This window comes from Propionicimonas sp. (genome assembly GCF_034927565.1).
Taxonomy (GTDB): Bacteria; Actinomycetota; Actinomycetes; order Propionibacteriales; family Propionibacteriaceae; genus Propionicimonas.
This window is the reverse complement of sequence record NZ_JAYFPT010000092.1, coordinates 1-5821: the sequence shown is the minus strand read 5'-3', so window position 1 is coordinate 5821 and position 5821 is coordinate 1. Positions and strand designations below refer to the sequence as shown.

The window sequence follows — 5821 nt, the reverse complement described above, 5'->3', positions numbered from 1 at the left end:
TCGCCGAGCGTGGGGCAAGGTTCGTCAGCTTCCCTCCGGGCGTTACCAGGCGTCCTACATCCTCGGCAGCGTTCGCGGCGGCGATCAAGGCACCCGCTACACCGCGCTCCAGACGTTTGATGCGAAGGGCGATGCCTGGGGCTGGCTTGACCGCGAACACCGGCTGATCGATCGCGGCGACTGGACTCCGCCGATCGAGCGATTCCGCGAGGCCGAGGAGGAGCGCCAGCGCAAGGAGGTCGCCCGGCGAGCAGCAGCGGCGGTGCCCACAATCGCCGCCTACGGCTCGCAGTACCTTGAGCGCGGTGAGCTCGCTGCCACGTCGCGGGACCGCTATCGCCAGCTCTTCAAGTTCTACATCCTTGCCGAGCCCGCGACTATCACGCGGCGAGGGATGGTGAAGGGCAAGCCTGTTGCGAAGCACGGCATTGGCGCTGTGCGCGTCACCGAGTTGACCCGTGCCGACGTGCGCCTGTGGTGGCAGGGTCTCCCGGTCAGCACGCGCGAGTCCTCGTGCCGGCAGGCGTACGACTTGCTGCGAGCGATCATGAACGCCGCCGTCGAGGCTGAGCTCATCGAGGTGAACCCCGTCCAGGTCAAGGCGGCCACCCAAGCGCAGGCGTCGCGGGAACGAGATCTGGACCCCCTCCCCATCGACGTGTTGTACGCCGTCGCGGAGCAGATGCCCGAACGGTGGCGGCTGGGCGTACTCCTCGGGGGCGTGCTCGGTCTGCGGTCTGGCGAGGTCCGGGCGCTGCAGCGTCGCGACTTCAGTCTCAACGGTGAAGTCCCGACGGTGAAGGTCCATCAGTCCGTGAAGGAGGCGGAGGGCAAGGTCGAGATCGGACCGCTGAAGACCGCCCGCAAGGGCATCGCCTTCCGCACCCTTCCGATCCCGGCTGCTCTCGTGGGTGATGTGAGGATCCATCTTCGCGAGCACACACAGCTGGGTCGGGCGGGATTGCTCTTCTGGCGCATCAGGGACGGCGGGCCAGTGAAGTCCGCGGACTGGCTCAGGGCGTTCAAGAATGCATGCAAGAACGTCGCGAATAACCTCGAGGAGGACGCCGTTCGTCGCCTTGAGCAGTCAGGAGAACAGGAGAGCGAGGAGTCGCAGCGCATCCGGGAACTGCTGACCGGCCAAGGGGGCTACGTCTTCCACGGAACCCGCGTGACGGGCCTCACCTGGGCCTACCGGCTGTCCGGGGGCAATCTCCGGGCCGTACAAGCGATCGCCGGCCACACCTCACCGAAGATGGCGCTGCGCTATCAGCGCGCCGAGATGGACTACCTCGCCGCAGTGGCGGGCAACGTCTCGTCGATGATCGAGGCCAGCACCCGGAAGTGAGCCTCACGTTCGGTTGTCGGGAAACCGGCCGCTTCGTGCTGCGGTGAGAGGCTTCGACTCCTCGCCAGGCAGAACCGGACCGCCAGACTGAACCGGACCGCCAGACTGAACGGGACCGCCAAGCTGAACCGCCATGTCTGACCCTAATCGCTTGCAGCCCCGTTCCAGAAGTCACCGTGGGATTCGTAGATGTTGTCTTTGGAGATGCTGTTCTTGTGACCGCACTCATCACACTTCCACGTGTACCGGTGGTCATCGAAGCCAGACTGGACATTGAGGTGCGCTCCACATCGGTCGCACCACCAGTCGATGTCGGGGAACCGCTCGCTCATCACGCTTCCCCGGCATCGGTATCCGGTGTGCGCTCGTCGACGCCCCCGCTGGGATATTCATGGTGTTCCTGGCCGTCGACATCAAGCACGGCTCTCAACTGTTCCTTGGATGCCTCGCCTGCGTCAGCGCGCGCTTCGTACATGGACCACAGCCTCCGCCCACCGAAGTAGATGCCGCCTGCCGCCAACGTGACCAAGGCGCCGATCCCGGCCCCCTTGCCCAGGAGCGCGGGGGCGGCCTTCGCAACGGCACCGGACTCGATCGACCGGATCATGTTCTCCACACCGCCCATTCGGGCTGCGGCTGTCACAATCTCCTGATACGCGCCGAGGTTGCTCATTCTCCTGCTACTTCTTCACGATCGTGCTGCACGCCGTGCATCGGAGCTGGTTGGTGGTGTACGGCTGCAACGTGTACTTGCCGCACGATGGGCACTTGTTTCCCTTGGCCATGGCTGCCAACCCCCTCTGCCCGAGACGACCCCGGCATGCCCAGCGTAGCCCTCGGTGGCGGCGCCTGCAATCATTGATTGCGTCATCCCTTGTCAAAGGCGCACTATGAAGCCAATGCCCCCTGGGGCCTCCTATGGCAAGGGGTGATGCAGGCCGAGGATGCTAATTTGGTGGGAGGTGGGTCGACGAGCTCGCTTACGACACACGTCGGGCCGGACGAGGTGCCCTTGAGGCGAACCCGGACGCCGTGTGCTGCGGGTCGCGACGGAGCAGGGCGTCGACGTCCTTCGGATCCAGGTGGAGGCTGCGGCCGGACCGGACCACTGGAAGTACGCCCTCGGCGATCCGGCGGCGAATGGTCTTCACGCTGACCCCGATCCGGGCGGCGGCCGTGGGTAAAGACTCGTAGGTCCGAATGGTCATGGCGCTGTCCTTTCCCGGGCCCTGGCGGGACCTCAAGAACACAGGACCAGTTCGACGTAGTCCACGCCGCAGCCCTCGGACCGGTCTCCCTGTGACTCCCAAGTTGCTTCCTGGGTGATCGGCGAACAGTTATCCCTTGTGGGAGCGGAGTTGCGCGGACCAGGAGGCCGCCACGAGATCAAGGTCAAGATGGGGTCGCTCTCGTTTCGAACGGGCGGCCCAGTGACCGTGCTCCAACATTCGCCCGGCGCCAAATAGGCCCTCACGTGCACGTCACTGCTTGTGGGCTGGGAGTTAGGCGGTTGCGCCAAAGGAGGTCGCGTCGTCCGTAACCCAAGTCCCGCACGTAACGTGGGTTCGCGTTCAATAACCCGAGTGCACGCCGCCGTGCTCAGTCCGACGTGGTTGGGGTCTCGACGGACGGTGTGGTGGCGTGGATGAGCGCCCGTAGGTCAGCGTGGAGCTTAGCGTGGTTGAGCGTCCAGCGCGTGAGGCGCCGTCGGCGGTCACCGCGGGGAGGGTGGCCGGTGACATAGCCGTGGTCTTCGAGTTCATGGAGATTGCGGACGATCGTGGTGCCGGCGACCTTTCCCTCCAGCGCAGCCACCAGGTCGGGGGTACTGAGGGTACCGCCGTGCTGGGTCAGCGCGACCACAATGGCGAGCTTGACGCGGTTCAATCCCATGCCGACCAACGCGTCCAATTCGATGGGGACTGGGGCGTCCGAGTAGGTAGGCACCCGGCCATTGTTTCAGAGGTCCGCGGCAAGGGGAGACGAGACACGACGAGCAATCTATATCGCTAAACGGTGTAGATGTGCTAGCGTGACACGCAGAAGGACGAAGCTCGATATCCGCAAGATCGCCGAGATCCATGCTTAGCCTTCCCGTACAAGGTCCACCCCCTGGAGAGCTTGGAGCCAGAGATGGCCGCTTCTGACAATGGCCGTACCCGCGACTACGCGGAACCGGCGCCACGAGCGCCAGACGCACCCGGGAGCTTCGGTGCTGCCGCAGTCTGGGAGACAACAACAGACAGCGCATGTCCACGAGGCGCCTCTTCGCCCCGTTATGGCCCTTAGGCGAAGGAGGATGGGATGACCCACCAAGGACTGGCCGTCAAAGCAGTGGGAGCCATCATGGCCACTGCACTGATCGGTGGCTGCACTGCCGCGCCCACCAACAGCCCGACCCCGACGGGCCCATCGCAGTCGCCGTCACCCTCGGTGACGCAGACACTGACCCTCAGCCCCGAAGACCAGAAGCTCGCGGACGCGAAGGCGCGAGTCGTACTGCTGTGGCAGACCCTCGACGGTCTTCTGGTCGACTCGAGCAAGAGCATCAACGAGCTCGACACCCTTGCCTCGGGAGAGGCGCTGAGCAGCCTTCAGGTGATGTTGACCACGGTCCGTCAACGGGGGCAGGTGCAGGTCGGCGCGACGAAGATTCCCTCCCAGAGTGCCGTGGCCAAGGACGACGGCTGGGTTGTCACCTCGTGCGTCGATCGCAGCGACGCCATCCTCACGGACAAGGCCGGTCAGCCGGTCACTCCGGCGCCTCAGCCGAGGCTCTCGCACGAGAGCACGGTGCAGCTGGTCGGCGCCAACCTGCAGATCACGAAGGACGAGGTTCTCGGATCATGTTGACCAAGCTGATCGCGGCGCTCGCCCTCTGTCTCGCGCTCACGATCACGCCGCTCACTGCTTCGCCCGCCTATGCGGAGGGCGGCTGTGAAGGGGCGAGCTGGGGAGTCGCGTGCGGGGTCGGCGTCCCCGGCTACGGCGGCTCGGGTCCGGCTGCTCCGCTGAAGAACACCCACTCCTCCAGCAGCGACCCCGTCGCTTGCGTGACGCAGGAAATGCCTCCCCGTGAGGTGCCGTGTTCCGACGCCGAGTTGGGCACATGGAGCAACGCTCGAGCCTGCTACATCAAGGCGGAATCGCCGCCGCCCCCGCTGACGGACGCGGTGTGGAGCGGCAATACAACGGGGTCGATCTACCGGTGTTCGAGTTCCGGTATCTGGTCGGGTCCGGGCTCCTATCTCTTCTGGGCCGACAGCGCCCCCGGCGTCATCCCTGACCCCAGAGTGCTGGCCCTGCAGGCGGTGACCCAGATGCGCCTCCGTGCGGTCGAGATCGGGATGGCGCCCGACCCTTCACCTGGCTCGGTGGGCTTGGTTGGCTTGCCGATCTGGCTGTGGGTGGCGTCCCCGGACCAGAGCACCTGGGGGCCCAACACGAAGACCGCGTCCGCGGGAGGCTATTCCGTCACCGCGACAGGCAAGGTCACACAGGTGGTGTGGAGCATGGGAGACGGCGGGACCGTGGCATGCACGTCCACAGGCACCACCTACGCGGACTCGTTCGGGATGTCGGCGTCGCCGGATTGCGGCTACCGCTACACGAAGCAAGGCACCTACACGGTCACCGCGACGAGCTACTGGACCATCAACTGGTCCGGGATCGGCGCGTCCGGTGTCATCAACCAGACCTACACGAGCTCGGTCGTTGTCACGATCGGCGAACTCCAGACCGTGGTGAAGGGATGACGACGTGAGGACACCGACCTTGGCGCCGACGACGGCGACGACCACGACCCCTCCGGCACCCGCGGCGTTGGGTCCCGTCAAGACCCGGCGGCGTCCGGTGCTGATCATCGCGTCCGTGGCGGCGCTCCTGCTGTCCGCGCTGGGCGGTGTGTGGCTGTGGACAGCGGCAACCTCGTCGGTCGAGGTCGTCGTGGCGAAGGCGGCCGTCCCTCGTGGCGCGGTGATCGCCGCCGGTGATCTGATGGTCGCGCGGGTGTCGCTCGATCCGGCAATCGCCTCGATCCCGGCCAGCGATGTCTCGACGGTGGTTGGACAGCGGGCGGCGCTCGACATCTCCGCCGGCGGGCTGCTCACCCCGGACGCCATCGCCCCCGAGACCGTCCCGGCCAAGGGCGAGACCGTCGTCGGCCTGTCCCTGGTGGACGGCATGCTGCCGGCCATCCCGCTGAAGACCGGCGACGACGTGCGGGTGGTGCAGACGCCCGGCGCGCAGGGCCAGGTCGGGGAGGTCTCGCCGGTGACCATCGCGGCCAAGGTGGTCGCGGTCACGCGCTCGCAGGACGGGCAGTTCGCCCTGGTCGACCTGCTGGTGAGCGCGGACGCCGCACCCGATCTGGCAGCGCGCGCGGCGACCGGCAAGGTCGCCGTGGTGCTCGACTCCCGGGAACGGTGACGCCATGCCCGTCTTCACGGTCGCGTCCGTCTCGGGCTCGTTGGG

General features: G+C 66.4%; 7 protein-coding genes. 4 read left to right on the top strand and 3 right to left on the bottom strand.

Going from position 1 to position 5821, the window contains the following annotated elements; genetic code table 11:
* On the top strand, positions 1 to 1348 hold a 1348-nt coding region (locus VB080_RS13735; protein WP_323419020.1), incomplete at its 5' end, for a hypothetical protein.
* 331 nt (positions 1349 to 1679) lie between these two features.
* Here the strand turns inward: VB080_RS13735 and VB080_RS13730 are convergent.
* The 3 genes from VB080_RS13730 to VB080_RS13720 all read right to left on the bottom strand — a co-directional run bounded on the left by VB080_RS13730 (position 1680) and on the right by VB080_RS13720 (position 3295).
* The gene (locus tag VB080_RS13730; RefSeq protein ID WP_323419019.1) at positions 1680 to 2021 is read right to left on the bottom strand and encodes a hypothetical protein; all 342 of its coding nucleotides are present in this window, start codon (positions 2019 to 2021) and stop codon (positions 1680 to 1682) included.
* A gap of 307 nt (positions 2022 to 2328) precedes the next feature.
* Positions 2329 to 2556, bottom strand: coding sequence for a helix-turn-helix domain-containing protein (locus tag VB080_RS13725; RefSeq protein WP_323419018.1), 228 nt, complete (start codon positions 2554 to 2556; stop codon positions 2329 to 2331).
* Positions 2557 to 2947: 391 nt separating this feature from the next.
* On the bottom strand, positions 2948 to 3295 hold the full coding sequence (locus VB080_RS13720) for a hypothetical protein (RefSeq protein ID WP_323419017.1): 348 nt from the start codon (positions 3293 to 3295) through the stop codon (positions 2948 to 2950).
* Between the two features lie 357 nt (positions 3296 to 3652).
* Between VB080_RS13720 and VB080_RS13715 the strand changes: the two genes are divergently transcribed.
* The 3 genes from VB080_RS13715 to VB080_RS13705 are packed head-to-tail and all read left to right on the top strand — an operon-like array spanning position 3653 to position 5776.
* Positions 3653 to 4201, top strand: coding sequence for a hypothetical protein (locus VB080_RS13715; protein ID WP_323419016.1), 549 nt, complete (start codon positions 3653 to 3655; stop codon positions 4199 to 4201).
* Positions 4198 to 5103 (top strand): hypothetical protein, encoded by a 906-nt coding sequence (locus VB080_RS13710; RefSeq protein WP_323419015.1) that lies wholly within the window; start codon positions 4198 to 4200, stop codon positions 5101 to 5103. Before VB080_RS13715 ends, VB080_RS13710 begins: the two co-directional genes overlap by 4 nt.
* A 4-nt stretch (positions 5104 to 5107) precedes the next feature.
* Entirely contained in the window at positions 5108 to 5776 is a 669-nt protein-coding gene (locus VB080_RS13705; RefSeq protein WP_323419014.1) for an SAF domain-containing protein, read from the top strand.
* The last annotated feature ends 45 nt before the right edge of the window (positions 5777 to 5821 follow it).

Bases quoted from the DNA above. Each gene is read 5' to 3' on its own strand.
- VB080_RS13730 (WP_323419019.1), bottom strand. From the start codon at position 2,021: ATGAGCAACCTCGGCGCGTATCAGGAGATTGTGACAGCCGCAGCCCGA.
- VB080_RS13725 (WP_323419018.1), bottom strand. From the start codon at position 2,556: ATGACCATTCGGACCTACGAGTCTTTACCCACGGCCGCCGCCCGGATC.
- VB080_RS13715 (WP_323419016.1), top strand. From the start codon at position 3,653: ATGACCCACCAAGGACTGGCCGTCAAAGCAGTGGGAGCCATCATGGCC.